The organism is Bacillus sp. L_1B0_5, from assembly GCF_000836715.1.
GTDB lineage: Bacteria > Bacillota > Bacilli > Bacillales > Bacillaceae_G > Bacillus_A > Bacillus_A thuringiensis_S.
The window spans coordinates 1-25,047 of sequence record NZ_JXIS01000039.1 but is presented as its reverse complement, the minus strand read 5'-3'; the positions used below and the strand labels follow the sequence as shown (position 1 = coordinate 25,047).

The following is a 25,047-nucleotide window of genomic DNA, read 5'->3' as shown; positions in this document are numbered from 1 at the left end:
AAAATAGGATAATTGTCCAGTGATAAAGTTTAATATTTGAGGCTCACTGCTTATGGAATGTATAAGCACACTCGTTTTTTTAAATCTGCTAATACTTCATCGGGTATTTCTTTGATTTTAATATCCTTCCCTAGAAAAAGCAGCCAATTTATTATTTCCGTCACTTCATCGGGATTGTTAATATTGATAAAAGTTTTTAAAATGGCTGTGGATTGGTAAGGATTAGTATAAGATATTGAAATTTTTAAAGGATGGTATTTTTTGAACTGGGCAATTGCTTTTGGTCCAAGTTCAAGTACCAAGTTGATTATTTCGTCCTTCTTACTTAGTTTTTCTAAAATCTTTTTCTTATTTAGCCTTTTTTTCGTCGTGTATGGTTCGATATTGGTGAGGTCATCGACAGGAAACATTATCTTCTTTTCTTTTTTTAAGTCAAACCCTTCAATGATCCAATGGCTTTTTTCTTGATAAAGGTGCAATAGATAAATTGGATAAGACTTGATTTCTTCATCTTCTTTCATAGTAATCAATAAATGGTTATCCAAAAGAAGGATTTGAATGAGTTTTTCTAACATAGGATGGGGGAGATCAGAAAGCTCAAGGAGATCGGGATTATGAGGGTTAGTCCCTTGGAAAAGCAAGAGTTGATTTAAAAGAACGAGATCATCTTGCTGGGTTTCTGAGATGAGTCCTAGTAGTTTTTCGGCTAAAGATTGACGACTCTTTAGGTAGGGAAGTTGTTGATTCCTCGTAGCCATAAAGGCAATAAAAAGAGCTTTCACTTCATTATCAGTAAAGCGAACAACGGGCAGGATAGAGTTGTGCATAACAAAATATCCCCCGGTCCTCCCAACTTCAGCGACAAGTGGCATTCCCATAGCTTCAATTTCTCTAATGTCTCTAATAGCTGTCGACCGTGATATGTTAAATTCTTGTATAATTTCAGAAATTGTAAAGTGAGAGCGGTTGTTGATATACCGCATAATTGTATTAATCCGTTCAACTTTTTTCATTTTGGTCTCCTAAACAGTATCATTTTTTGACATGGTTTAAAGGTATTATAAACGTATCAGATGAAAAGATAAATCGTTTGATTAATAAAAAAAGAGGCAGGTTTTGAATATGAAAAATTATACTATAGAAGAAAAAGATAGCTTTATTGTGTTAGGTATTGGAACTGAAATTAAGAGTGAATACACAGACTTTGCTGGAATAAATAAAGAAAAGGAAGACTTTTGGTCGGCTGTTAAAGAAGATGGAAGGCTGGACACTTTAAAAGCTTTAGCTACAAATGAATACATTTTTTCCGTGAGCGAAGCGGTGAATAACAAAATGATGTATTATGCGGGTGTCATGACAGAAGCACAAATAGAAGAAGAATCTAGAGTGATTCAGTTTCCGAGGGGAGAATACTTAGTAGTGAAAGGGGAAGACAAAACGGCTGAAGAGCTAAGTAATAAGCTTACTGGCATCGCCTTCGGTCAAGCTTTACCAGAAGCAAAGGATTTTGCCTATGTTGGTGGACCGAATACAACGGTTGAGATGGGGCAGAGAAATGGCTTAGTATTTGGTGAAATGTGGATTCCTGTTGTTAGGAAGTAAAGTGATAAAAGGTGCGAATATGGAAATTAGAGGCTAACGATCTTGTATTGTTGGCCTTTTTGAAATGAATATAATATTCATATACTGCTACACAGTATGTTCTGATAAAATGGAATAAAAGGGAATTGCTGTAAGGTGGTGGCAGATTGAATAAAAAAAGATTATTTGAGCTATTCATAGTAACGTTTGTTTTTCTATTCCTTCATGTAAGTACATTTACTAATGAAAAATTTAACGATAAATTGGGATCCTTTACTTTCATTGTGCCACTTCTTATGCTTTCTATTTACACTGCATTTATAGAAAAGTATTTTGATGATATACAAAAGTGGATTCGAAATATTACATGTTGCTTTGCTTTATTCGTAGTGGTTTTAGTAGCTCTATGGATAGGTTATTTTTAGTCCTTACCTAAGAGAATGAGAAATATGTGATTACACTACATTCGATTCGATAATATTACTTAGTTGCATCGGTTTATATTAATTTTCTCTCTCCACAATCAGGATAAAATGTACAATAGGAAATTTTATGTAAGATAAAGAAGGAAGGTTTATGGTGAGCCTGAGTACTTTGCTAGCTTTTGCGCTTGTTTCACTTAGTATGGTGAGCCTATTTTGATTTATCTTATTTCTCATTCCATTACGTAGGGGCGTATGGCAGGATTTATTTTGTTTATTGAGCATCATGCTTGGATTTGTAATTCATATAAATGAAGCAACTTTAGTATTCACTCAAAAATCCATTGTCTATGAAACAACTAGATTTGTAAACGGCTTTAATAGAAAGATGTCTATTGTATTTTTTGCGGCAAGATTAAATGGCTTTTTTGTTACTTTACAATAAAGTATACTTAATATCAGTAATTCATGTAATTAGGGGTGGTTTCTATATTTAGAGAAAATACAAAAAGGATACTTCTGTCATTAGTAACAAATCCAATACTAATAATTGTATATGGGATTTTTTGTTATGATTTGGCCTTATACTGTAAGTACGGAAGAATGAATTATAATATTTACATTTTGTTATTATGTATAGTACTTTTTATATCCATAACTACATTTACTACAATGCGGGTGATAAAAAATAGAGAATATGAATCTAAAAAATTAACAAATTCAATAGCATGGAGATCCATTTCTATTATCATTATTGTTGCAATTACATCATTTTATGGGATGCAGATTTATAAAAGTGCAATAAATTACAATGGTAAATTGGCATGGTTTATAGAAAAGTTAAAACATGAAAGGTCAGTTAAACTTAAACATAATAATATATATAAGTCTGGAGTAGAAGGTATTTTTGAAGATATAAATAAAAAATATCCTTTGCCAAAGAAATTGTATATGGCAACTGATTTTGATCTTACATTTCATTCAGATGGAACAATCACAGCGTTTGATACATTTGTTTATGGGAAAAATGATGATGGGAAAGAAGAAACTTATTTAATCTCTTATAATAAGAAGAAGTCAGAAGATATTACTATAATACGAGACGGATACGCAAAGCCTGATTATAATGATGATAAATTAGTAGAACCTTTAATTGAAACGGTTAAGGCGATTCCAGTTAAGCAAACGGTTAGAAAATGGAATGAAAATAAGTATGGGTTGATTTATTATGGAAAAAGAAATTGGGGATCCAATACAGAGGGAATTATTAATATTACTGAGGATGGTAAGGGGCAGAGTCTTAAAAAAGCAGCTTCTGATATCATTGGATATACTGTATCTATATTTGTCCCTGGAAAAGAGCAAGAGCTAGTCCCTGCTAGATATAATTTAATAAGTGACGCAAGTTGGAGTAAATCAAAGACGCCTCCAAAAGAAGATATGCTTAAAGAGAAGAAACAACAAGATTTAAAGAATGAAAAAGAACAGTTTTTCCTATCGAAAGAAGTTGGTTATAAACTAAATATGACAGATAAAGCATTAGGGAGCGCCTTTTATTCATTAAGCAAGACTAGTGATGAAGGGAAAACATGGGAGGTTATCAATCCAGACCCATTTAATGGGGGGATTGGTAGTGTATCAGGAATCACTTTTATAAATGATAAACTTGGGTTTTTAGGAGCAATTAGGCCTTCTGGTAATGAAGGAGAGTTATATCGCACAGATGATGGGGGAGTATCTTTCAAAAAGGTAGAATATCCGCCGCATGAAGTGAAATTAGATCATACACAGTCCACAATAAGTCCTTTTGATTCACCTAGTATGCCATATGAGAAAGATGGGGTTTTTAATATGTTAGTTGGACAAGGGGCAGATGGAGACTACAATGGCGATAGTAGTGCACTTTATCAATCAAAAGATAACGGAGAGACATGGGAATTTGTAGAAGAAGTGAAAAAGAAATAATTAGAATTTTTTTGAAAAATAAGGTAACTACTCAGCTATACATTTTATTTAGAAGTTTGGTAAGGGGTATAATTCCAGCCATGAAGATAAAAATGGACCTATACCTCGCTGCCTTTCTTTGTTTTATTTCTTATGCTTACTATCAACGCTATATTTATAGAAAGGTATTTTGGTGATATACAAAAATGGATTCGAAATATCACATGTTGTTTTGCTTTATTTGTAGTGGTTTTAGTAGCTCTATGGATAGGGTACTCTTAGATCCTTACTTAAGAGAATGAGAAGTATGTGATTACAATACATTCGATCCGATAATATTACTTAGCTGCATCGATTTATATTAATCTTTTCTCTCCTCAATCATGATAAAATGTACAATAGGAAATTTTATGTAACATAAAGGGGGAAGGTTTATGGTCAGCTTGAGTACCTTGGTAGCTTTTGCAATTGTTTCGCTTAGCATGGTCTGTTCACCTGGGCCTAATATGATTTACCTCATTTCCCGTTCCATTACGCAGGGACGTATGGCGGGATTTATTTCTTTATTGGGCATCATGCTCGGATTTGTAATCTATATAATCGCAACTATGTTTGGACTTACAGTTCTATTCGTTGCTGTTCCCGCTGTATATGAAGCAGTAAAGTGGGCAGGTGCTGCTTACTTGCTCTGGCTCGCCTGGAATTCAATAAAACCTGGTGCTACATCTATTATGAAACCTCGTACGATTTCTAATGAGCCACCAAGGAAATTATTTCTGATGGGACTCATGACGAATCTTCTGAATCCAAAGATTGCTATTTTGTATGTATCACTTCTACCTCAATTTGAAGATCCAGAGAAGGGATCGTTGCTTTTTCAAGGTGCAGTTTTGGGCCTTACACAAATCACTGTTAGCTTTATAGTTAACCTCCTAATTGTATGTACAGCAAGTAAAATTGCAAAATGGTTTGGCACACGCCCGACGTGGCTACGAGTACAGCGTTGGCTTATGGCAAGTGTTTTAACGGGGCTTGCTATACGCCTTGCTTTTGAACGTCGACAGTAAGAGCCTCTTTACCGTCAGTTTCTATAATATAACCTAATAAATATTAATATAATTTATGTATAGTAGATATTTACCTTATAAAATAGGGGGGAATATTATGACTGAGACAAACGAATCTTCAGGAGTTAATTTGAAAAAAGATGTGAAGTTTTCTATTATAATTCCTGCGCATAATGAAGAAAAGTACATTAGAAAATGTTTAGATTCAATTGCAAAGGCATCAGAGGCATATAAAGAGCAAACGGAAGTTATAGTTGTTTTAAATCGTTGTACAGATAAAACAGAGGAAATAGCAAAATCTTATAATTGTATTACATTGAAAAATAACGATAAAAACTTATCTAAAATTCGAAATGCAGGGGCTAAAATAGCTAGTGGAGAAATAATCGTTACTATAGACGCTGATACCATAATGACAGAGTCTATGTTGTCTAATGTAGATAAATATTTAGCTTCAGGTACATACATTGGTGGTGGGGTGAATGGGAAGTTTGAAAGAATATCTTTAGGAATATTTCTCTCCGCAATGTTAATCATAATCCCTTTACTTTTTAAGTACGGAGCTATATCTGTAGGGATTTTTTGGTGCTATAGAAAAGATTTTATGGCAATCAACGGATTTAATGAAAACATGCTTATGGCAGAAGATGCAGATTTCGCTAAACGTTTAAAAGAATGGGGAAAGAAAAATAATAAGAAATTCGGTACTATTAAAAATGGAATGATAACTTCATGCAGAAGATTTGATACATATGGAGACTGGACTTTACTTAAAAATCCAAAAGTAATTTTAGCTTATCTAAAAGGAAATGATAGAAAATACGCAGATAAGACATATTATGATAACCAAGAAAGATAAAAATGGAGAAAATCGGCAGAGGATAGCTAGTACTTTTTTAGATATAATGAGAATCCAACTTAATTTAATAGATATTATAAGAAAACCATCAATTTGATTATCCTTTTTCAAATTGATGGTTTTTATTTTTGAAATAAATATATATTTTTTTATAAAAATATTTTTTGACCCCCATAAAACTATGTATTCCTCCGAATATGTATAGTGAAGAAAATAAATAGAAGAAAAATGACTAGGAAAGAATATAGAAGCATTAATAAAATTACTAGATTAAGTGGGTATCCAAAATAAAAGGATGAAATTACCAATGATATAGAGAAGAGTTATTCAAGGATTGCAGATAAAATAGAAAAAGAATAAGCAAAACGAACGGTAGAAAATAAGAAAGTAGATAAAAATATAAACTTAACTTTAGTGCCGAGAGAAAAGGAAAATCATTAAGAAAACGTTGGGAAAAGTTAGACTCGAAAAATATAACTAACAGCAAGAAGACAAGCCCGAAGAAAAGTACCAAGAAAATCTGGTTAAATGGTCACTTGTGTAGTGGCCATTTTGCTATTTGAAGGAGGCTGGGAGATTACAAGTGTTGAGTTTAGTAATGAAGATCTTAAGAAAACCGAAAATAGAAGATATCGTATGTAACATACAAAACAACGAAGAAGATAAAGAAGCATTTATCGTACAGTATCAGCCTTTTATTAGAAAATCAATCTCATCTGTCTGCCGCCGATATATTACAGAACAGGATGATGAATATAGCATTGGATTGTTTGCGTTTAACGAAGCAATTGAACAGTATTCCTATACAAAAGGAAAATCCTTTTTAGCGTTTGCTGATCTTCTTATAAAAAGAGATGTAATTGACTATATACGTAAGGAGTCTAAACATAACTTTGTCTTTTTAAAAGAAGATGAGCAAGAGGAAATGTTAGAAATGCAAGTGTCGCTTACGGAGTATATGAAAGAGATGGAAAATAGTAACCGTAAGGAGGAAATTCTTCATTTTCAAAGTGTGCTAGCTGAGTTTAAAATCACATTCTCAGAGCTTGCTAAAGAATCTCCTAAGCATCGTGATACGCGTGAGCACTTAATAGAAATTGTGAAAATTATTATAAAAGAAGAGGAAATGATGGAAGAGCTGTTCCGAAAGAAAAAGTTACCGCTTAAACATATTGAACCGCGTGTTAGGGTGAGTCGTAAAACGTTGGAACGACATAGAAAATACATTATTGCAATGTGTATTATTTTTGCAAACAACTATACATATATTCTGGATTACATAAGAGGGGAAAAGCATGATGAATAAAGGAATTGTGATGGATATAAAAAAGCATAGCGTAGTTGTTTTAACACCAAATGGAGAGTTTATTACGTGTAAAAGAAAAGGGGATTCTTGCATGATTGGGGAGGAAATCTCATTTGATGAGCAAGAACAAAAAGCATCGCATTTTTCGATCCCTTCCTTTTTAAAACCTGCATCAATACTTGTTGCTTGTTTTCTATTTGCAGTGCTGTTTTTCTACAACCAACCAGAAGAAAAAGTATTTGCTTACGTCTCAGTTGATATAAATCCAAGTTTAGAGGTGAGCGTAACGAAGGATTTTCGTGTTATAGATTTGCAGGCTTGTAATGATGATGGAAGGCGTATTTTAAAAGAATTGAAGCAATGGGAAAATAAACAATTGCAAGAAGTAGTACGTACTATTATACAGCAAAGCCAAGAGGATAAGTATTTAACGAATGATAAGCAAGTTATGCTAACAGCTGTTGCAAAGGACAAGGCGCTAGAACAACAGTTAGAAAAGGCAATGAAAGAATTGAAGAAAGAATATGAGTTAAAACATATTACAGTTGAATATCAAAGTAGCACGATGCAAGTACGAGAGAATGCTAGAAAAGCTGGAATTGGCACAGGTGTCTATATAAAGCAAGAGAATGAGAAAAACAAATCGCTTACTCCTCCTGCCACGCCGCCTAATCCGGTGGAAAATGAAGAAGAGGTGCAATCACAGCCGGAGTCATCTCCTGATGCATCAATGGATTTATCTCCTGTAGACGAAAAAAAATATGAAAAGCAAGAGCAGAAAGAACAAAAGAAAACAGAGGAACAGCCATCGAAGCAAATAAAAGAAAACAATGGAAGAGGATCACAGCAAGAAAATAGAGGGAATCAACAGGAGAATAACAGTAGAGAATCACAACAAGGAAATAATGGGAATCAGCAAGGGAACAACGGAAGAGGATCCCAACAAGGGAATAATGGAAATGGGCAAGGGAACAACGGAAGAGGATCCCAACAAGGAAATAATGGAAATGGGCAAGGGAACAACGGAAGAGGATCTCAACAGGGAAATAACGGAAACGAGCAAGGGAACAATGGAAGAGGGCCTCAACAAGGGAATAATGGAAATGGGCAAGGGAACAATGGAAGAGATTCTCAACAAGGAAATAATGGGAATCAGCAAGGGAACAACGGAAGAGGATCTCAACAGGGAAATAACGGAAACGAGCAAGGGAACAATGGAAGAGGATCCCAGAAAGAAAATGATGGAAACGAGCAAGGGAACAACGGTAGGGGGTCTCAACAAGAAAATAGAGGCCACCAGCAAGGGAATGAAAAGAAGAATCAATAGAATCTGGAAGTGAGAGATTCATTTCAAAGCTAAAAGGATTTCTCTCGCTATTGTGGGCAGTAAAACTCCCATCTCAAAATTTGGCTGGAGCAAAGAAGTTAGGTGGGAGTTGGGCTGCTTGTAAATGCCCAATTGGTGAGGGCTGATTAAAGTTGCACTTTATTATTTTATAGTTCTATTAAGAAGGAGTATGTGAAAAATATAATGGAGAAAAACATTCAACAAGAGAAAGATAAAGAAAAACCTGTTTTTTATGATCCGAAAGGAAGGAGAAACATAGCCTTTATTTGGTTTCTATGTACCTCAATAGTTAGTGTAGGTGTTGTATTTTATTTTTTCTTTCAAAGTATTTTTTCAACACCAGAAATTCCAAATATGAATACCGCTGTACAACAAGATACTAAACTTGTACCAATTAATCAAAAACTTAGTGATCAGCAGTTAAAGAAGGAAGAATTTAACCCAAATACCGAAACGAAGGATAATAAAAATTTGGTGAATCCGCCGAAGGATAGTAACCAACCTAAAGAAGTGTATGGTTTTTATGTAAACTGGGATGAAAATAGTACCGCTTCTTTAAAAGAAAATATCGATTCCTTAACTACGTTAGTACCAGAGTGGTATCATTTAAAAGCAGATTTAACGATTAGAAGTGAGATCAAACCTGAGATAGTAAAGTTGGCAGAAAAAAATCAAGTGAAGATTATGCCTTTGCTTACTAACTATACTGAGGAAGCTTCTGGTCCTGATAGTGGGCTAATTCATAAGTTACTGAATTCCTCAAATGATGTAAAGACAAAGTTTATTAATGATTTAGTAAGCCAAGTTAAAAAGAATCATTTTTCAGGAATTAATATTGACTTTGAGGCCGTACCTGAAAGTGATAGAGAAAACTTAACAAATTTTATGAAAGAACTTACTACGGAATTTCATCAACATGATTTGCTCGTTACACAAGATGTTCCAGCTAATGATAAGGCTTTTGATTATAGTGCGTTAGCAAAAATAATAGATCGAATAATTGTAATGATGTACGATGAGCACTATGGAGCCGGGGAACCAGGACCAATTTCTTCAAATAAATGGTTCCAACATACATTAAAAGAACTGAATATTCCGTCTAATAAGCTTATAGTTGCTTTCGGTAACTATGGATATGATTGGGAAGTAAATAGTAAAGAAGCTGCGAAGTCTTTAACTTTCTCAGAAGTTATGGCAATGGCTCATGATTCAAATATGAAAATTCAATGGGATAAGATGAGTGGAAACCCTTATTTTAGGTATAAAACAGAAGGGAAAGAACATACTGCTTGGTTCTTAGACGGTGTAACTCTTTATAATCAAGTGAAAATCGCAATGGACAATAATGCAAAGGGATTTGCGTTATGGAGATTAGGAGCAGAAGACCCTACAATATGGAAAGTTTTAAAAAATCCTATTGAGGTACAAAAAAATCCTAATGTATTACATAAAATCAATAGTTTAGATGAAGTAAATTATTCCGGACAAGGTGAAATTTTACAGATTGAGAATGAAAGAAAAAATGGATTGAGAGATTTTAAAGTAGGCAAAGATGGTTACCTTACAGATGAAGTATATCAATCCTTACCATCTGCATATGAAGTGCAACGATATGGAAAACCAAATGGAAAACAAGTAGTATTAACATTTGATGATGGACCAGACCCGAAATATACGCCAGAAATATTAGATATATTAAAAGAGAATCAAATAAAAGCTGCTTTTTTTGTACTTGGTGAAAACGCGCAACTAAATACTAGTATTGTAAAAAGAATATACGATGAGGGGCATGAAATTGGCAATCATACTTTCAAGCATCCTAACATAGCTGATACGTCTTTACTACGAACGAAAGTAGAACTTAATACGACGCAACGTTTAATTCAGGAAGTAACTGGACATTCTACGGTTTTATTTAGACCTCCATATGAAGCAGATGCTAACCCGGATTCAGCAAATGAAATATTGCCTATTTTACGTGCACAAAATATGAACTATACAATGGTAGCGGAAAAAGTTGATCCTGAAGACTGGGCAACACCATCAACAAATGAATTAGTAAAGCGTGCTCTTAATCCTGTTTATAAGGAAGAGGGAAATGTTATTCTTCTCCATGATGCAGGAGGGAATCGTACACATACAGTAGAGGCGCTCCCGATCATTATTAAAGACCTAAAAAAGCATGGATATAGTTTTGTAACAATTTCAGATTTAATGAATAAAGAGCGAGATGAAATTATGCCTCCTGTTTCTTCTGAGGGGAAGCAATATTTACTTTACAATAAAGCTGTCTTTTCAGGAGCCGGATATTTTAAGCATATATTAACTACTATTTTTTATATTGCTATTGGATTAGGGATTTTTCGATTTTTATTCTTAATTTATTTTGCATGGAAGCAGAAAAGAAAAACGTTATCTCGCTATATTAATTCGTCTTATCAACCTTTTGTTAGTGTTGTCATAGCGGCATATAATGAAGAAAAGGTGATAGCCAAGACGATTCACTCAATTTTGAATAGTAATTATAGAGAATTTGAAGTTATTGTTGTGGATGACGGATCGACAGATGGTACGTCAAAAGTAATGAAAGAAACATTTTATAAACACCCTAAAGTTCGTTTCATTCAGAAAGAAAATGGCGGGAAATCATCGGCAATGAACCTAGGGTTTCAACAATCGCGAGGAGAAATCATTGTCACTTTAGATGCGGATACTATTATTGCGCAAGACGCTATTTCTTTAATGGTTAGACACTTTGAAGATCAGAATGTAGCTGCAGTTTCAGGTAATGTCAAAGTGGGGAATAGACGGAATTTGTTAACTACTTGGCAACATGTTGAGTATATTACAGGGTTTAATTTAGAACGTAGAGCTTTTGATGAGTTAAATTGTATTACAGTCGTTCCAGGAGCTATTGGGGCGTGGCGCAAGAAGAATGTAGTTGAATCTGGATATTTAAGCGAAGATACATTAGCAGAAGATACCGATCTTACTATTACATTTTTACGTCAAGGGCATAGAATTGTATATGAAGAAAAAGCGCATGCTTTTACGGAATCACCTGAGGATGTGAAAAGTCTTCTTAAACAGCGATATCGTTGGTCATATGGTACACTTCAATGTCTTTGGAAACATCGAAAAGCGTTGTGTAATTCAAAACATAAAACGTTAGGGTTTATTGCACTGCCTAACATGTGGTTATTCCAATATGTTCTGCAATTCATTGCTCCTTTTGCAGATATATTAATGATTATAGGACTATTTAGTAGTAATCCGCTAAAAGTTTTAGGATTTTATTTTGTATTCTTTTTAATGGATCTTCTCGCTTCTCTGTTCGCATTTAAATTAGAGGAAGAAAATCCGAAACCATTAGTATGGTTAATTTTACAACGTTTTATTTATCGTCAATTTATGACTTATGTTGTCATTAAATCTATATTCTCATCGCTTCGAGGAGTAGCGGTAGGGTGGAATAAACTAAAGAGACTGGGGAGTGTTAAACATTCCACGGAACATAAGGAGGCATCATAAAAGAGCGGACTATCTGCTCTTTTTTTCATTGATTTTAGTTAGTTGAATGTAGAGTTGTAGCATAAAAACTACTGCTTCTATAACGAGATTCCTATTCATTATGAATAGTGAGACATTATGTTAAGCTAATCCTTTAGTTTCGGATTAAAGTTTTTTTATATTTTTTTAAAATGACGGACACAAAAACGCATATACCTTCGAATTATATATATGGATAACATAAATATGTATATAAAAGGGGAGAAATAGGATGAAAGAAAAAAAAGAAATGTTTCAAGAAATCGCTGAGGTGTTAAAGGTATTGGCGCATCCAGTTCGTCTATCTTTAGTAAAAATAATGCTTGCAAAAGGTCCTACTAATGTAACAACAATGTATGGGGATTTACAAATGCCTCAAAGTACAATTAGTCAACATTTATCTAAATTAAAAGCTGCTAAAATGGTTACAGGTACTCGGAAAGGATTAGAAATTTATTATGAAGTAACTGACAATCGTACAAAATCAATATTAGCATGTTTAGTTTAAATACAGACTTCTATTTCAAAATAAAAAACGCTATTCTTTTCTATGATTTTAAAGAGAGAATAGCGTTTTTTATTTTTAAGGAGTATCTTTTTATATGCCTATAGAATGGAGTGGAAGGTTTATGGGTTTAAATGTACCTACTATTACCTTAGGTTCTAATGCGTCTAATAATGAAAAAATTCTCGGTTTAGGGGTGCTTCTTTATAGCTTACGTACAATTGAGATTAGAAAAAGTAGAGCGAGCGTTTAATGAGGCGGAAGTAGTGTTTATATGCGAAACTTTATAGAAATCTCATTTTTCTAATTGTATCTTTTTAGATTGATGGATGTGGGGTCACGTCCATCAATCTAAGAAAACAAGTTAGCTAAAAAATGATGAAAATGAACTTTATAAAAATAAAAAATATGAACGTAGAGGATTAAACAAAGTATATAGTGTTTTTTTAGTCATGTAATCTTTTAATCTGATGATCTTTTCCCCATTCAAACAGATCATTCATTATTTGCATTAAAGATTTTCCGTATTCACTTATGGTGTACTCAACCTTTGGTGGTACTTCTTGATATACGGTACGATAGATAATCCCATCAGCTTCAAGTTGCCGAAGTTGTTGTGTAAGAACCTTTTGTGTAATGTTTGGGATTTCTCGTTTAATTTCATTTGTTCGCATTTTTCCATCCGACAAAATACATAAAATATGAACTTTCCATTTTCCACCGATTACATCGAGTGTTGTTGCAATTGGACAATTATCATTTTGATTCATATAACACCTCCAAAGGTACTTCAAGGTTCCTATAGTACCTGAAAGTACGTACTTTTCAATTATATGTAACTCATTCATACTAATACGTAAAGGATTGATTAATTTATAAAGGGGCTGGAAAATGATGAGAACACTTGTAATTGTAGCACACCCTCATATTGAAAAATCAAAAATTAATAAAAGATGGATAGAAGAACTTGAGAAACATTCAGATGAAATTACGGTGCATGAATTATATAAGGTGGCACCGAATTGGGAGTTTAATATTGAAGAAGAGCAAAAGTTATTAGTAGAGCATGACAGATATATATTTCAATTTCCGCTTTACTGGTACAGCACACCACCATTATTAAAAAAGTGGTTCGATGATGTATTAACATATGGATTTGCGTACGGATCACAAGGAGATAAAGTGAAGGGGAAAGAATTTGGTGTAGCTATTTCTATAGGTGGATTAGAAAAAGACTATGAAAATAGTGGGATTACAATGGATGAGTTGACGAAACCATTCCAAGCTACATGCTTATATACGGGTATGGAATTTATGCCTTCCTTTTATTTATATGGTGCAGAATATAAACTAAGTGATGAAGAGATTGATAAAAGTGCACCTGAGTATGTGCAATATGTGATGAACAAGAAGTATTCTAATATATAATGAAAAATAGCCATTTACTTCACAAGTAAATGGCTATTTTATATTCTTCTTATATTCACTAAGTGTAATCTTTAGTAAATTAATAGTTAATCTGGTAAAATAAAAACCCTAACATATATAAAGGGGAGTTTTACTTGAGAACGATGCGACAATTATTACAAAAGAGAGCAATGCAATCACCAAATTTGGAAGCGCTTGTAGGGGGAAAGAAAAGATATTCGTTTCAGCAATATAATGAACGAGTAAATCAGCTTGCACAATATTTGTTACATAATGGTGTGCAAAGAGGAGAGCGTATAGGAATACTATGCAAAAATAATCACCCATTTCCAAGCGTTATGATGGCATGTCTAAAAATTGGAGCGGTATTTATTCCGCTAAATCATCAGCTTACTGTTTATGAATTAGAAACGATTGTAAAAGAAGCGAAATTAAAAGTGTTAGTTATTGATGAAGAATTTAGTGAAGTATTATTAAAGATTGATGCTGTAAAAGAAATCCCTTATGTAATTCAAACGACAAAAGAAGGCTTTGGTTCATTTGAATTAGAGCTGCAAAAACAGCCAACGACAGAACCGAACGTAGAAGTTCATGAAGAAGACGATGCCATTTACTTATTTACTTCAGGAACGACTGGACAGGCGAAAGCATGTGTAATTGGACATAAAAACTTGCATCATTATTTTGCTGAAATTGCGGGCCAAAGAGAAATTCCAGCAGGTGAACGCTTTTTATCTGTGCATCCATTGTTCCATATGAGTGGCGTGCTTTCTATTTTAAATTGTATTTATCATGGCGTTACGATGATTTTCTTAGCTGATTCGAATCCTACTCTTATTTGGGATAAGATTGAAGAAGAGAAAATTACTACGATGCTTGCGTTCCCAGCTGTTTATAGTTACATGCTTGATGAATTAAATAAAAAAGAACGTAACATTTCAACCTTTAAAGTAGCACAAAGCGGTGGTACAAAAGTGCCAGAAACACTCATTCAAAAATATATGGAAAAAGGAATATATATGGTGCAAGGTTATGGTAGTACAGAAGGTTGGGTTGTAACCTCATGGCATCCAATGATGGGAAAAGAAAAGATGTCTTCTGTAGGAAAAACCTTGAAAAATGTAGAGGTGAAAATTGTTCATCCGGAAACAGGACATGAACTAACAACAAATGAAGTTGGAGAGATTCATGTGAAAAGTCCATACATGTTTAAAGGGTATTGGAATAATGAAAAGGCGACAAAGAAGGTAGTAAAAGATAACTGGTTTAACATGGGTGATGCTGGCATGATAGATGACGATGGATTCCTGCATATTATGGGAAGATATAAAGACGTTATTATACGCGGTGGTGACAATGTATATCCAGATCAAGTAGAAGATGTTATTCATGAAATACATGGTGTTTTAGAAGTTGCAGTAGTTGGAGTTCTAGATGACTTTTGGGGAGAGGTTCCAAGAGCTTTCATTGTGAAGGATAGCGAAACAATATTAACAGAAGAAAGTATTACTCAGTATTGTAAACAGAAATTAGCCAGTTACAAAATACCAGAAGTGGTATTCATAGATGAGTTACCGAAAAATGCTTTAGGAAAAGTGTTGAAGAGGGAATTACGAGATGTAGTTCTTGTGAAATAGAAAATTATGAAACGATGGAGAACCCAGTTATGTATAAAGCATGACTGGGTTTTTGTTAATGTTTCTGTTAGTGGAGAGTATAAACGTTTTTGTTTTTTTGATGCAATTTTTTAGCTTGGTAACGCTCGAACGATATTCGGCTATTAGGCAATTTAAACCTCGCTACCTCCACTTGAAATTGTTATAATTAAAATGTTTTTAATATTTCAATAATTAGGAGGCTAGAGAATGAAAATTGCGATAGTCTGTTTCGATAACTTTACTGATATAGATGTTTTTTTACCATGGGATTTATTAAATCGTGTACGTTTAGTTGGCGGTATTTCTGATTGGAATGTCCAGCTATTAGGAACGGAAAAAACTCATATATCCATGTCTGGCTTACGTATCCCCATGACAGGAAGCATATCTGATATACCTTCCGCTGACGCAGTAATATTTGCAAGTGGCAAGGGGGTCCAAGGTTTATATCAAAATCAAGAATATCTTAATAGCATTCATGTAGATCTTCAAAGACAATTAATAGGCTCTATGTGTTCTGGTTCACTACTACTAGGAGCTAAAAAATTGTTAACTGGCAAAAAAGCAACTACATATCCATCTGTAGTAGAACAACTTAAAGAATTTGATGTAGACGTTATTGAACAAAGATTCGTAAACGAAGGGAATATCTCGACTGCCGCAGGTTGTTTTGCTGCTCAAGACCTCTCAGCTTGGATTATAAGAACCTTGATTAATGAAGAAATGGTTGACACTGTGCTTGAAACTGTTCAGCCAGTGGGCAAAGGTTTATATTTTAAATAATCAAGTTAGAAATAGATAATCTGACTTGATTATTTAAAATGACGTTTTTGTACAATTTTTTCATTAGTGAATCCAAGTAATTCTCCTAAGGAGGGCGACCGTCACATCGTTATCAAGCCAAGGGTTTGGAATTACCTCAAAATGAAAAATTTCCCCTTATACAGTTAATTATAGAATTCGACTTATTTTTTTCGTATTGGGGAACTACTAATTTCTTAAGTTGATGGGCATAAGGTTTGTTACTAGATTTTGTATTTCGTGTAAGATAACAAAGAATATTCAATCAATTACTGGAGGAAGAGATGTAAATGAAGCTACCGTTATTAGAAGTAGAGACGGATAGACTCATTATCCGTCCATTTCAAAAAGATGATTACGAAAGTTGGTTAGATGGATTTAATAAGAGACTGCCATCGCAGTATAAATATGACGATGGCTATCAAGTTATGGCATCACCAACAAAAGAATGGTTCACGGAATGGATTAGAGGGTTTGATGAAGCAGCACATCGAGATGAGATGTATGTATTAGGTATTTTTCGTAAAGAAGATGGGGCTAATATTGGAAAGCTAGAGCTAATAAAAATTTTACGTATGGATTATCAGTGGGCAATGATGGGCTACTCTATTCATAATCAATATTGGAAAAATGGATATGGGGTAGAAAGTGTAAACGCTACGTTATCGTTATTTTTTAATAGCCTTAATTTTCATAGAATCGAATTACATATACATGTTGATAATGAGCCATCAGTGCGTCTTGCGGAAAGCGCAGGCTTTTCATTTGAATGCAAGAGAGAGGCATTTTCATTAGAGAATGGTAAGTGGATGGATTTTCTTATTTATTTTAAAAATAAGGAGATGAGTATATGAGAGTGGTTATTACGGATAGAAATTGTAGATTGGAGGTGAAGTGGTGAAGTACGATCTTACAGTCATTAAAAACTTATTTGGTCCTTCTAAAAAAGTATTAAATGGCTTACCAAATGCAGTGACAATTGAAGAAATAGAAGAAGATGTTTTGTATAACGTACAAACATATAAAGAAAAGATAAGTAGATTTGAAGAGGTTTGTTTTAATTGGGAGTTAAAAAGAGCAAGTATTGTCTTAAACAAAAGGTTTAGTAGTTATAACACAAGTGCAAAAGTGTTACTTGATGCGGGTTTTTCTTTACATGCAGCAAAGATAGAAGTGTGTAGGGAGTTAAACAATGTAGAGATGGTTGAAAAACAATATACATATCGATCAATAGCAGAAGGAACGTTATCGGAAAAAGAATTTAAATATATTTGGGAACAATGTATGTCGGGGTCAGGGAATCAAACTTCAATTTTAACTATCGATGAACATTTTTATTCCGTGCAAACAGAGTTAGGTAAGGGTTGGGAAAAGTCATGTATTGTTTTTTATGATAAAACTGAGCCAATTGGTATGTCCATACCGCATATAGAAACTGGAACAGAAAGTGAAGGACGATTATTTTACTTTGGAGTAATGCCTTATTATCGCGGGAAAGGAGTTGCTTCTCATATGCATCTTCAATCTTTACATATGTTAAAGGAAATGGGGGCTACTTATTACATCGGAAGCACGCATACTTCAAATGAAAAGATGCAGAGGATATTTTGGAGAAATAATTGTTCGATGAAAACGGAGACAGAGCTTTATTATAAAATTTTTAAAGTAGATTAGGAGAAAAGAAGATGAAGACTATAAACGTATTTCATTACGATGCATTTACGAATAAACCAAATAAGGGAAATCCAGCAGGTATTGTATTAGATGCAGATGGATTAACGGAAGAGGAAATGCAGCGTATTGCTGAAAAAATTGGATTTAACGAAACAACTTTTGTTCTTTCTTCAGAAGTAGCACATATAAAAATGCGCTATTTTACACCTGGTTTTGAAATGGATTTATGTGGTCATGGGACAGTAGGGACGATATATGCCTTGCGTGAAAAAGGTTTATTAGAAGAGAAAAGTAACCTTACGATTGAAACGAAGGCTGGGATTTTACCGATACAAATACGTGTAAATGAAAATGGAGAAACCTTTATTAAAATGAGACAGGCAGCACCTCAGTTTAAAGAGTTTACAGGTTCAAAAGAAGAATTAGCTCATAGTATCAGTTTAGAAGTAAATGATTTAGATGTAAGTTTACCGATTGTATATGGAAGTACGGGAAATTGGACTGTAATTGTACCGATTAAAAATCTTAATGCATGTGAGAGAATGAAACCTAATAATGCTGCATTTCCATCAGTATTAAAAGAAATACCTAATGCTTCTATTCACCCAATTTGTCTAGAAACTTATGATGAACTAGCACAAATGCACGGCCGTCATTTTTCATCAGCTTACGCTGGGACGATTGAAGATCCAGTGACAGGAACAGCTTCAGGTGTAATGGGAGCGTATTATGCGGAGTATTTAGAGAAAGATTTTGAACATGAATTGGATTTAATCGTTGAGCAAGGACAGGAAATAAATAAAGATGGTCGTGTAACCGTTTATGTAACGAAAGGGATAGAAAACGAAAAGTTACAAATAGATATCGCTGGAACAGCGGTGTATGTGAAAGAGTTTGAAGTTTCAATATAAAAAAAGAAAGCCCGGCATACATCCGGACTTTCACTATCTGTTCAATACTTCAATATACGAAGCATCTCCAGTTGTTCTTAAAGCAGAGCGAAAATTGTTATTTTCTAGCGTTTTAGCGACTTGTTGTAATTGCTGTGCATCATCATGATGGATAAGTAAGCTGTCAGCACCGCTTTCTTCTATATGAATGTGTTCAACATTTCCAATGGCATCATGTATAGCTTTTAAAAATTCAGGTTTCATGGTGTCCTCCTATATGTATGTAACGTTTTTATTTAGTATTTCCTTATTTTTGAAATATAAAAGTAAATGAAAGGAGAAATAAAATGAATATAAAGCAGTTTAACGAACATATAACATCACTATTTGGAGAGCATCTTCATAAATACGGCGATGATGAATATGGTTTTACTCATATAAGTAAAGATGAATTTCACAAAATCGGTTACACAACAAATTTAACGTTAGAAACTATTGAAGAAGCGTATAGAAATGGAGTCGATATGATAGTTACACATCATGCGCCGTGGAGTTTTTTATTTGGTATGGAAGAGGCTTGTATTGAGAAATTGAAGCAATATGAAATGAATCATTTTTGGGTTCATTTACCGTTAGATTTTGTAAAGTTTGGCACGTGTACATCGTTATTTAACGGAATTGGGATAGATACAATACTGGAATATTCCACGTATGAGGAAGAAGAACTACCGGGAATAGGAGAATATAAAGAAGCGATTCCTTTTTCAAACTTAGTTGGAAAACTTGAAGAAAAAATGGAAGAGAAAGTGAAGAGCTGGAGAAATCACGATAAACCAGTAAAACGGATTGCGATTTTAACCGGTGCAGGAAACAATACAAATTTGATTGAACGTGCATTAGAAAAAGGGTGTGACACGTACATAACAGGTGAAAAAACATTATATACAGTTCAACATGCGAAATTTAAAGGGATTAATTTAATTGTAGGCAGTCATACGTTTACAGAAGTGTTTGGTGTAGAAAGTTTGGCTCATAAATTACAAGACATAGACCCTGCAATAGAAATTATTAGAGTATATGAAGAGCATTTAGAGTGATAAAATCACGTTATCATAAATGGGATATTGAAGAAAGCCATTGTAATAAAATAAAATTGTTGTTTGTTATATTAGGATGGTTGGGAGGATTTTCCTTGCGTTTGTCAAATAATAGTAAAGTTGTCTTTTGAATTAAGGGAATCTTCCGAATTAAAGGGTGAGAGAATGGACATTTCAATAATCACTGCACAACTAGTTAAGGAAAAAGTTATTTCACATTATCCAAATAGCGTAAAAGCATTAAACGGGGGTACGACAAGTACTATATATTTGTTAGATGAACAATACGTTGTAAAGTTGAATGAATCGGATGTCATACGTGAAGAAGGTTATTTTCTTCAGTTTTATAAACAGGACGAATTATTTCCAAAGTTTTTATATAAGGAACCTTTAAATCGCTATATTGTTTATTCATTCCTTGAGGGCACAACTTCTTGCAAACTAGGCCATAAACGGAGTGTTCTTTGTAAACTTGTAAAGGAAGTTATCAATAAGTATGAAGTAGCTACAGAGGTAGATGGCTGGGGATGGAAAGAAAGTCCGGTTCAATCTTGGAGTGAATTTTTAACAACAAATGTGATAGAAGCTCATGAAAATGTAAGACGTTACATAAGTGAAGAAGAGTATAGAACGGTTCTTAAGTTAGCGAATAGGGACGTTGGAATAAATCAGCCGTTTTTATTGCATGGTGATCTTGGATTTCATAACTTTATATTTAAAGAGAATGAGCTGCACGGTGTAATTGATCCTTTACCAGTGTTAGGAGATCCTATGTATGATTTAATGTATGCGTTTTGTTCAACTCCGGAAAATTTAACAAAAGAAACAATCGATTATGCGATGAAACAATGTGTATTTCATAAAAAAGACCGTGATTTATATGAAGAAATAGTCATAGGCTTATATTTACGTATAGATAGGTGTTTACGGCACCACCCGAAAGATTTAGAAGATTATTTAGCAGCTTGGCGTTATTGGATGGGTGAGGTTGAGACTACTTTATAGCACAAATATTTTGGGGAGATAGTGAGATGAATGTTGCAGAAGCGAAAAAGGATTTAGCAATCAAAACGAAGAGAGGCTTACCGATTATATTAGCCGGCGTTTTATTTTGGATAGTTATGAGTATAACGGGATTTGTTCTTTCTGAAAAACAAGTGGTGTGGGTATATTTAATCGGTATGGGCTGTGTGTTTCCTTTCGGCTTAATGATAGCTGCTATATTGAAAATTGATATGTTTGCGAAAGGAAATCCGTTAGGGGTTTTGGCAGGCTTAATTGGTGGGATAAATGTATTGAATATTCCACTTGTATTACTTGCCTATTTTCAATTTCCAGAATGGTTACCTTTTGTAGTAGCGATGTTAATAGGTGTTCATTTTATTCCGTACGTATGGATTTATGAAAGTAAAAGCTATGGTTTATTGTCAGTAGGGATTGTATTTGTAACGTCAGTTTGCGGGATTCTTTTTGCAGAAAAAGGATTTACTGTAATTCCGTTATCGGTTACAGTTGTCTATTTACTTACTTTTATAAGTTTATTAATTGAAAATAAAAAAGCAGATCATTATCAACAAAAATCAGCTTAATAAAAATATAGGGATAGGGGAAATTATTATGGAAAATTTCGTTTGTACAACGTGTGGCGTGCAGTATGCGGCGAGTGTAGAAGAACCGGTGAGCTGTCATATTTGTGATGAAGAGAGGCAATATGTGAATCCAAAAGGACAATCTTGGACGACACTGGAAAGCTTACAAATTGGTGATACATATAAAAATGAAATAATCGAAGAGGAAGGTGGACTTTATAGCATTACAACAAAACCAGGATTTGCAATCGGTCAAACGGCATTTGTAGTGAAAACAGAGTCATATCGTTTACTGTGGGACTGTATTACGTATTTAGATGAAACGACAATTACGAAAATAAAAGAGCTTGGAGGATTAGATGCGATTGCATTGTCTCATCCTCATTATTATTCAACGCAAGTAGAATGGGCAGAGACATTTGATGTACCAATTTATATACATGAAGATGATAAAGAGTGGGTGATGCGTCCGAGTAGTCGTATTATTTATTGGTCTGGTGAGTCTTTACAATTAGCGGATGGGATTACTGTACATCGTCTTGGAGGACATTTTAGTGGTGGTTCTGTATTGCATTGGGAAGAAGGTAATGACGGAAAAGGGATTTTGTTAACAGGTGATATTATTCAAGTTGTAGCAGATGAGCGGTGGGTAAGCTTCATGTACAGCTATCCAAACTTAATTCCACTACCAGCGAGAAAAGTGGAAGAAATGGTGAATCGAGTGAAGCCGTTACAGTTTAATCGTTTATACAACGCTTTTCATCGAGTAGTAAAAGAAAATGCAAATGAGGCAGTTGAACGTTCTGCTGACAGATATATAAAAGCAATAGAAGGAAAGTTGTTTCATACGTAAAAGGAGAGTAGCTTAATGAAAACGTTAGTATGTTTTGGAGATAGTATTACAGCTGATGAAACATTTTTTGATGGAATGCCGAGATTAACACCACGTTTGCAAGAGATGTTTCCGAACTGGAAAGTAGTGAATGCAGGTGTTCCAGGTGATAATACATTCGATGCGTTAAATAGGATTGAAGAAGATGTAATATCATATAAACCAGATTTCGTAACAGTTTTTCTTGGTACGAATGATGCAGTTTCTTTTTCTCAAGTGTCATTACAAGCATATAAAGAAAACTTAGAGAAGATTGTGAACCAAGTTTCATCAGATAAAGTACTACTGATTAGTCCTGCACCAGTTGATGAAGAAAGACAGCATAATAGAACAAATAGAGTGCTTAGTCAATATGCAGACGTGGTGGAGAAAGTGGCGAGAGAAACAGGAAGTTATTTTCTAAACGTATTCGCTGAAATGATTCAAGAACGGGATTATAAAAGATTTGTAGAAAATGATGAAAAAGATGGATTACACTTTGGGCCAGAAGGTTATGAGTATGTAGCGAAGTTAATTGGTGAAAAGTTAAAAGGGATTTTATAAGGAGCAAAGCACTTAGTGCTTTGCTTTTTCGTATTTCTTTCGTAGTCCATAAACTTATTGATTGCTGTAATTTGGATAGATATTTTGCATTTTTATCCCGCATTAACTGCCCGTAAATGCCCGATTGGTGAGGGCTAATAATCAGTGGGGGATGAGCAAAAAAACCACTGATTAAAGTTTCACTTTATGTGGGTAAAAGGTTAGTGCTGTTTTAAAGTAATATAAATTTATTTTTAAAAATTTATATTTCGTAGTTGAAAATTAATAAAGGTGTAACTATAATAGTTACGGTAAGTTTGTTGTTTTGAGATGTACATATTGAATTACAAGAATGAAGGGAGTTTTTATGTAAATCAAAAAGCTATAAAATCTATTGATTTTTATAATAAGATAAAATGCTTTTGGTTCATACACATTATTAAATATGTTATTTCTAATAGAAAACTAGAGGTGGAAAAATGAAAAATTTTAAAGGTATGTTAATATCATCACTTGCAATTACAGCTTTTGCTGGGGTAGGTACGACATTTGTAACAAATACAGTACATGCTGCTAATGACGATTCTAGTAAAATACAAGTTCGTTCTAATAAGAGTATAAACACAACAACTGGCTCGAGATTGCCTGTATTATCAGTCAATCCTTATGATGAACCTAGATTTTCAAGACAGGGATATCTTGAAGAGGCACCTTTAGGAATTAATGCTCCTTATGCTTGGGGAATTAAAGGAGGAAATGGCCAGGGAGCAACTTTTGTAGATTTGGAAGAAGGTTGGTTATTAAATCATGAAGATTTAGTCGGTCAAAATATTGAATTTATGTCTGGAAAAATGAGTAATGATCTTTCTCACGGTACTTCAGTTCTAGGTGTTGTTTCTGCAGCTGACAATGGGATTGGGAATATTGGGATTGCACCAAAAGCAAAGGCAAAAGTAATTTCAGTGATCCGAGATAATGGGAGAATCGATGTAAGAGATGCTATTTTAAGTGCCGTAGATTCTTTACAGGCTGGAGATGTTTTATTATTAGAAGAATCCTTTAAATATGATGGATATGGAGATGACCCTTTACCAGTAGAAGTATACCCGAGTATATTTAACGCAATTCGCAAAGGTACAGATAAAGGCATTATTATTGTAGAAGCAGCTGGTAATGGTGGGGTTGATTTAGATGAATTTAAAGACCGTAATGGTAAGCAGATTTTAAATCGAAATAGTCCAGACTTTAAAGATTCAGGAGCTATTATAGTTGGAGCATCTACTGCAAGAGTTCCTCATAAACGTTTAGCTTTCTCTAACTATGGTAGTAGAATTGATGTATATGGTTGGGGAGAGTATGTTGATACATTAGATACATATCAAAATCAAAATAGTAAAGGACAAAAAGTTACAGATCAGAACATAATTAATCGTTATACGTCTAATTTCCGTGGTACTTCTAGCGCTTCGCCTATAATTGCTGGGGCTGCTGTATCGATTCAAGGGATTGCTAAAGAACATTTAGGTAAGGCATATACACCAAAAGAATTGAGAGCAATTTTAAGTAATCCAAATACAGGCACAAAGTCTAATAACCCATCATCAGATAAAATAGGGGTTTTACCAGATTTAAGAGCGATTTTGTCTAACCTTGGATTTCATAGTGATTTGACTACCCAAGATTCTATGGTATTTCCAGATAACGTAGAAAAAAATGAAGGAAAAGAAAACTCAACTTTCGTATTTCCAGGTGAAGAAACAAAAAGAACAGGGGATAAAAATTCAACTGTAAACTTCCCAGAAGAAGATTTAAAGCAGGATGAAAAAGAAGAGGGATTAATTGTTTTTCCGGACTAATAAAAAATACTACCTTCCATTTGGAGGTAGTATTTTTTCAGAGTGTTGGGAAACCCTTT

25 protein-coding genes and 1 pseudogene are annotated in these 25,047 nt (G+C 34.0%); 23 read left to right on the top strand and 3 right to left on the bottom strand.

The window, feature by feature from the left end:
• Positions 1 to 50 precede the first annotated feature (50 nt).
• Entirely contained in the window at positions 51 to 1,013 is a 963-nt protein-coding gene (locus RT27_RS12195) for an HTH domain-containing protein (protein ID WP_043936312.1), read from the bottom strand.
• 109 nt (positions 1,014 to 1,122) lie between these two features.
• Between RT27_RS12195 and RT27_RS12190 the strand changes: the two genes are divergently transcribed.
• From RT27_RS12190 to RT27_RS35220, 11 genes and pseudogenes are all read left to right on the top strand, one after another.
• Positions 1,123 to 1,602, top strand: coding sequence for a GyrI-like domain-containing protein (locus tag RT27_RS12190; protein WP_003309742.1), 480 nt, complete (start codon positions 1,123 to 1,125; stop codon positions 1,600 to 1,602).
• Between the two features lie 146 nt (positions 1,603 to 1,748).
• Complete coding sequence (locus RT27_RS12185) at positions 1,749 to 2,006, top strand: DUF3963 domain-containing protein (protein ID WP_043936311.1); 258 nt, start codon at positions 1,749 to 1,751, stop codon at positions 2,004 to 2,006.
• A 477-nt stretch (positions 2,007 to 2,483) separates the two neighbouring features.
• Positions 2,484 to 3,968, top strand: a complete 1,485-nt coding sequence (locus RT27_RS12175; RefSeq protein ID WP_082044854.1) for a glycosyl hydrolase — start codon at positions 2,484 to 2,486, stop codon at positions 3,966 to 3,968.
• Positions 3,969 to 4,082: 114 nt separating this feature from the next.
• Positions 4,083 to 4,229, top strand: a pseudogene (locus RT27_RS33270) (DUF3963 domain-containing protein); the annotation flags it as partial.
• Positions 4,230 to 4,381: 152 nt separating this feature from the next.
• A complete protein-coding gene (locus tag RT27_RS12170; protein WP_029442885.1) occupies positions 4,382 to 5,014 on the top strand; it encodes a LysE family translocator in 633 nt (210 codons plus the stop codon).
• A 97-nt stretch (positions 5,015 to 5,111) separates the two neighbouring features.
• Positions 5,112 to 5,873, top strand: a complete 762-nt coding sequence (locus RT27_RS12165) for a glycosyltransferase (RefSeq protein ID WP_029442884.1) — start codon at positions 5,112 to 5,114, stop codon at positions 5,871 to 5,873.
• Positions 5,874 to 6,456: 583 nt separating this feature from the next.
• Entirely contained in the window at positions 6,457 to 7,179 is a 723-nt protein-coding gene (gene sigI, locus RT27_RS12160) for an RNA polymerase sigma factor SigI (RefSeq protein WP_002082432.1), read from the top strand.
• A complete protein-coding gene (locus tag RT27_RS12155) occupies positions 7,169 to 8,506 on the top strand; it encodes an anti-sigma factor domain-containing protein (protein WP_043936309.1) in 1,338 nt (445 codons plus the stop codon). The genes sigI and RT27_RS12155 overlap by 11 nt, the downstream gene beginning before the upstream one ends.
• Before the next feature lie 204 nt (positions 8,507 to 8,710).
• The gene (locus tag RT27_RS12150) at positions 8,711 to 12,058 is read left to right on the top strand and encodes a glycosyltransferase (RefSeq protein WP_043936308.1); all 3,348 of its coding nucleotides are present in this window, start codon (positions 8,711 to 8,713) and stop codon (positions 12,056 to 12,058) included.
• 250 nt (positions 12,059 to 12,308) lie between these two features.
• Positions 12,309 to 12,584 (top strand): metalloregulator ArsR/SmtB family transcription factor, encoded by a 276-nt coding sequence (locus tag RT27_RS12145; RefSeq protein ID WP_000660066.1) that lies wholly within the window; start codon positions 12,309 to 12,311, stop codon positions 12,582 to 12,584.
• A 94-nt stretch (positions 12,585 to 12,678) separates the two neighbouring features.
• Positions 12,679 to 12,834 (top strand): hypothetical protein, encoded by a 156-nt coding sequence (locus RT27_RS35220; protein ID WP_016080830.1) that lies wholly within the window; start codon positions 12,679 to 12,681, stop codon positions 12,832 to 12,834.
• Between the two features lie 193 nt (positions 12,835 to 13,027).
• On the opposite strand, the gene RT27_RS12140 is transcribed toward RT27_RS35220, so the two are convergent.
• Positions 13,028 to 13,351, bottom strand: coding sequence for a helix-turn-helix domain-containing protein (locus RT27_RS12140; protein WP_001072980.1), 324 nt, complete (start codon positions 13,349 to 13,351; stop codon positions 13,028 to 13,030).
• A gap of 124 nt (positions 13,352 to 13,475) precedes the next feature.
• On the opposite strand from RT27_RS12140, the gene RT27_RS12135 reads away from it, so the two are divergent.
• The 6 genes from RT27_RS12135 (at position 13,476) to RT27_RS12110 (ending at position 19,053) form a co-directional block, all read left to right on the top strand.
• Entirely contained in the window at positions 13,476 to 14,009 is a 534-nt protein-coding gene (locus RT27_RS12135; RefSeq protein WP_016080832.1) for an NAD(P)H-dependent oxidoreductase, read from the top strand.
• A gap of 134 nt (positions 14,010 to 14,143) precedes the next feature.
• On the top strand, positions 14,144 to 15,646 hold the full coding sequence (locus RT27_RS12130; RefSeq protein WP_043936307.1) for a class I adenylate-forming enzyme family protein: 1,503 nt from the start codon (positions 14,144 to 14,146) through the stop codon (positions 15,644 to 15,646).
• A gap of 228 nt (positions 15,647 to 15,874) precedes the next feature.
• Positions 15,875 to 16,450 (top strand): DJ-1/PfpI family protein, encoded by a 576-nt coding sequence (locus RT27_RS12125; RefSeq protein ID WP_029442882.1) that lies wholly within the window; start codon positions 15,875 to 15,877, stop codon positions 16,448 to 16,450.
• Between the two features lie 308 nt (positions 16,451 to 16,758).
• Positions 16,759 to 17,322, top strand: a complete 564-nt coding sequence (locus tag RT27_RS12120) for a GNAT family protein (protein WP_016080834.1) — start codon at positions 16,759 to 16,761, stop codon at positions 17,320 to 17,322.
• Between the two features lie 43 nt (positions 17,323 to 17,365).
• A complete protein-coding gene (locus RT27_RS12115; protein ID WP_043936304.1) occupies positions 17,366 to 18,142 on the top strand; it encodes a GNAT family N-acetyltransferase in 777 nt (258 codons plus the stop codon).
• Positions 18,143 to 18,153: 11 nt separating this feature from the next.
• Complete coding sequence (locus tag RT27_RS12110; RefSeq protein ID WP_043936303.1) at positions 18,154 to 19,053, top strand: PhzF family phenazine biosynthesis isomerase; 900 nt, start codon at positions 18,154 to 18,156, stop codon at positions 19,051 to 19,053.
• A 33-nt stretch (positions 19,054 to 19,086) separates the two neighbouring features.
• Here the strand turns inward: RT27_RS12110 and RT27_RS12105 are convergent, their stop codons facing one another.
• A complete protein-coding gene (locus RT27_RS12105) occupies positions 19,087 to 19,296 on the bottom strand; it encodes a hypothetical protein (RefSeq protein WP_001992924.1) in 210 nt (69 codons plus the stop codon).
• Between the two features lie 83 nt (positions 19,297 to 19,379).
• Here RT27_RS12105 and RT27_RS12100 point away from each other — a divergent pair, with 83 nt between their 5' ends.
• The 6 genes from RT27_RS12100 to RT27_RS12075 all read left to right on the top strand — a co-directional run bounded on the left by RT27_RS12100 (position 19,380) and on the right by RT27_RS12075 (position 24,988).
• The gene (locus RT27_RS12100) at positions 19,380 to 20,129 is read left to right on the top strand and encodes a Nif3-like dinuclear metal center hexameric protein (protein ID WP_001022440.1); all 750 of its coding nucleotides are present in this window, start codon (positions 19,380 to 19,382) and stop codon (positions 20,127 to 20,129) included.
• 165 nt (positions 20,130 to 20,294) lie between these two features.
• Positions 20,295 to 21,134, top strand: a complete 840-nt coding sequence (locus RT27_RS12095; RefSeq protein ID WP_043936299.1) for an aminoglycoside phosphotransferase family protein — start codon at positions 20,295 to 20,297, stop codon at positions 21,132 to 21,134.
• Between the two features lie 26 nt (positions 21,135 to 21,160).
• Positions 21,161 to 21,718, top strand: a complete 558-nt coding sequence (locus tag RT27_RS12090; RefSeq protein ID WP_001099745.1) for a hypothetical protein — start codon at positions 21,161 to 21,163, stop codon at positions 21,716 to 21,718.
• A gap of 28 nt (positions 21,719 to 21,746) precedes the next feature.
• The gene (locus RT27_RS12085; RefSeq protein WP_029442876.1) at positions 21,747 to 22,571 is read left to right on the top strand and encodes an MBL fold metallo-hydrolase; all 825 of its coding nucleotides are present in this window, start codon (positions 21,747 to 21,749) and stop codon (positions 22,569 to 22,571) included.
• A gap of 15 nt (positions 22,572 to 22,586) precedes the next feature.
• Positions 22,587 to 23,153, top strand: coding sequence for an SGNH/GDSL hydrolase family protein (locus RT27_RS12080; RefSeq protein WP_029442875.1), 567 nt, complete (start codon positions 22,587 to 22,589; stop codon positions 23,151 to 23,153).
• 458 nt (positions 23,154 to 23,611) lie between these two features.
• Positions 23,612 to 24,988, top strand: a complete 1,377-nt coding sequence (locus RT27_RS12075; RefSeq protein WP_043936298.1) for a S8 family peptidase — start codon at positions 23,612 to 23,614, stop codon at positions 24,986 to 24,988.
• Positions 24,989 to 25,047 lie beyond the last annotated feature (59 nt).

What these genes read in the sequence shown, in the direction of transcription:
- RT27_RS12105 (WP_001992924.1), bottom strand. Translation starts at nt 19,296, where the DNA reads ATGAAACCTGAATTTTTAAAAGCTATACATGATGCCATTGGAAATGTT.
- RT27_RS12125 (WP_029442882.1), top strand. Translation starts at nt 15,875, where the DNA reads ATGAAAATTGCGATAGTCTGTTTCGATAACTTTACTGATATAGATGTT.
- RT27_RS12100 (WP_001022440.1), top strand. Translation starts at nt 19,380, where the DNA reads ATGAATATAAAGCAGTTTAACGAACATATAACATCACTATTTGGAGAG.
- RT27_RS12165 (WP_029442884.1), top strand. Translation starts at nt 5,112, where the DNA reads ATGACTGAGACAAACGAATCTTCAGGAGTTAATTTGAAAAAAGATGTG.
- RT27_RS12150 (WP_043936308.1), top strand. Translation starts at nt 8,711, where the DNA reads ATGGAGAAAAACATTCAACAAGAGAAAGATAAAGAAAAACCTGTTTTT.
- RT27_RS12120 (WP_016080834.1), top strand. Translation starts at nt 16,759, where the DNA reads ATGAAGCTACCGTTATTAGAAGTAGAGACGGATAGACTCATTATCCGT.
- RT27_RS12085 (WP_029442876.1), top strand. Translation starts at nt 21,747, where the DNA reads ATGGAAAATTTCGTTTGTACAACGTGTGGCGTGCAGTATGCGGCGAGT.
- RT27_RS12075 (WP_043936298.1), top strand. Translation starts at nt 23,612, where the DNA reads ATGAAAAATTTTAAAGGTATGTTAATATCATCACTTGCAATTACAGCT.
- RT27_RS12090 (WP_001099745.1), top strand. Translation starts at nt 21,161, where the DNA reads ATGAATGTTGCAGAAGCGAAAAAGGATTTAGCAATCAAAACGAAGAGA.
- RT27_RS12140 (WP_001072980.1), bottom strand. Translation starts at nt 13,351, where the DNA reads ATGAATCAAAATGATAATTGTCCAATTGCAACAACACTCGATGTAATC.
- RT27_RS12190 (WP_003309742.1), top strand. Translation starts at nt 1,123, where the DNA reads ATGAAAAATTATACTATAGAAGAAAAAGATAGCTTTATTGTGTTAGGT.
- RT27_RS35220 (WP_016080830.1), top strand. Translation starts at nt 12,679, where the DNA reads ATGCCTATAGAATGGAGTGGAAGGTTTATGGGTTTAAATGTACCTACT.
- RT27_RS12110 (WP_043936303.1), top strand. Translation starts at nt 18,154, where the DNA reads ATGAAGACTATAAACGTATTTCATTACGATGCATTTACGAATAAACCA.
- RT27_RS12095 (WP_043936299.1), top strand. Translation starts at nt 20,295, where the DNA reads ATGGACATTTCAATAATCACTGCACAACTAGTTAAGGAAAAAGTTATT.
- RT27_RS12080 (WP_029442875.1), top strand. Translation starts at nt 22,587, where the DNA reads ATGAAAACGTTAGTATGTTTTGGAGATAGTATTACAGCTGATGAAACA.
- RT27_RS12145 (WP_000660066.1), top strand. Translation starts at nt 12,309, where the DNA reads ATGAAAGAAAAAAAAGAAATGTTTCAAGAAATCGCTGAGGTGTTAAAG.
- RT27_RS12155 (WP_043936309.1), top strand. Translation starts at nt 7,169, where the DNA reads ATGATGAATAAAGGAATTGTGATGGATATAAAAAAGCATAGCGTAGTT.
- RT27_RS12135 (WP_016080832.1), top strand. Translation starts at nt 13,476, where the DNA reads ATGAGAACACTTGTAATTGTAGCACACCCTCATATTGAAAAATCAAAA.
- RT27_RS12195 (WP_043936312.1), bottom strand. Translation starts at nt 1,013, where the DNA reads ATGAAAAAAGTTGAACGGATTAATACAATTATGCGGTATATCAACAAC.
- RT27_RS12170 (WP_029442885.1), top strand. Translation starts at nt 4,382, where the DNA reads ATGGTCAGCTTGAGTACCTTGGTAGCTTTTGCAATTGTTTCGCTTAGC.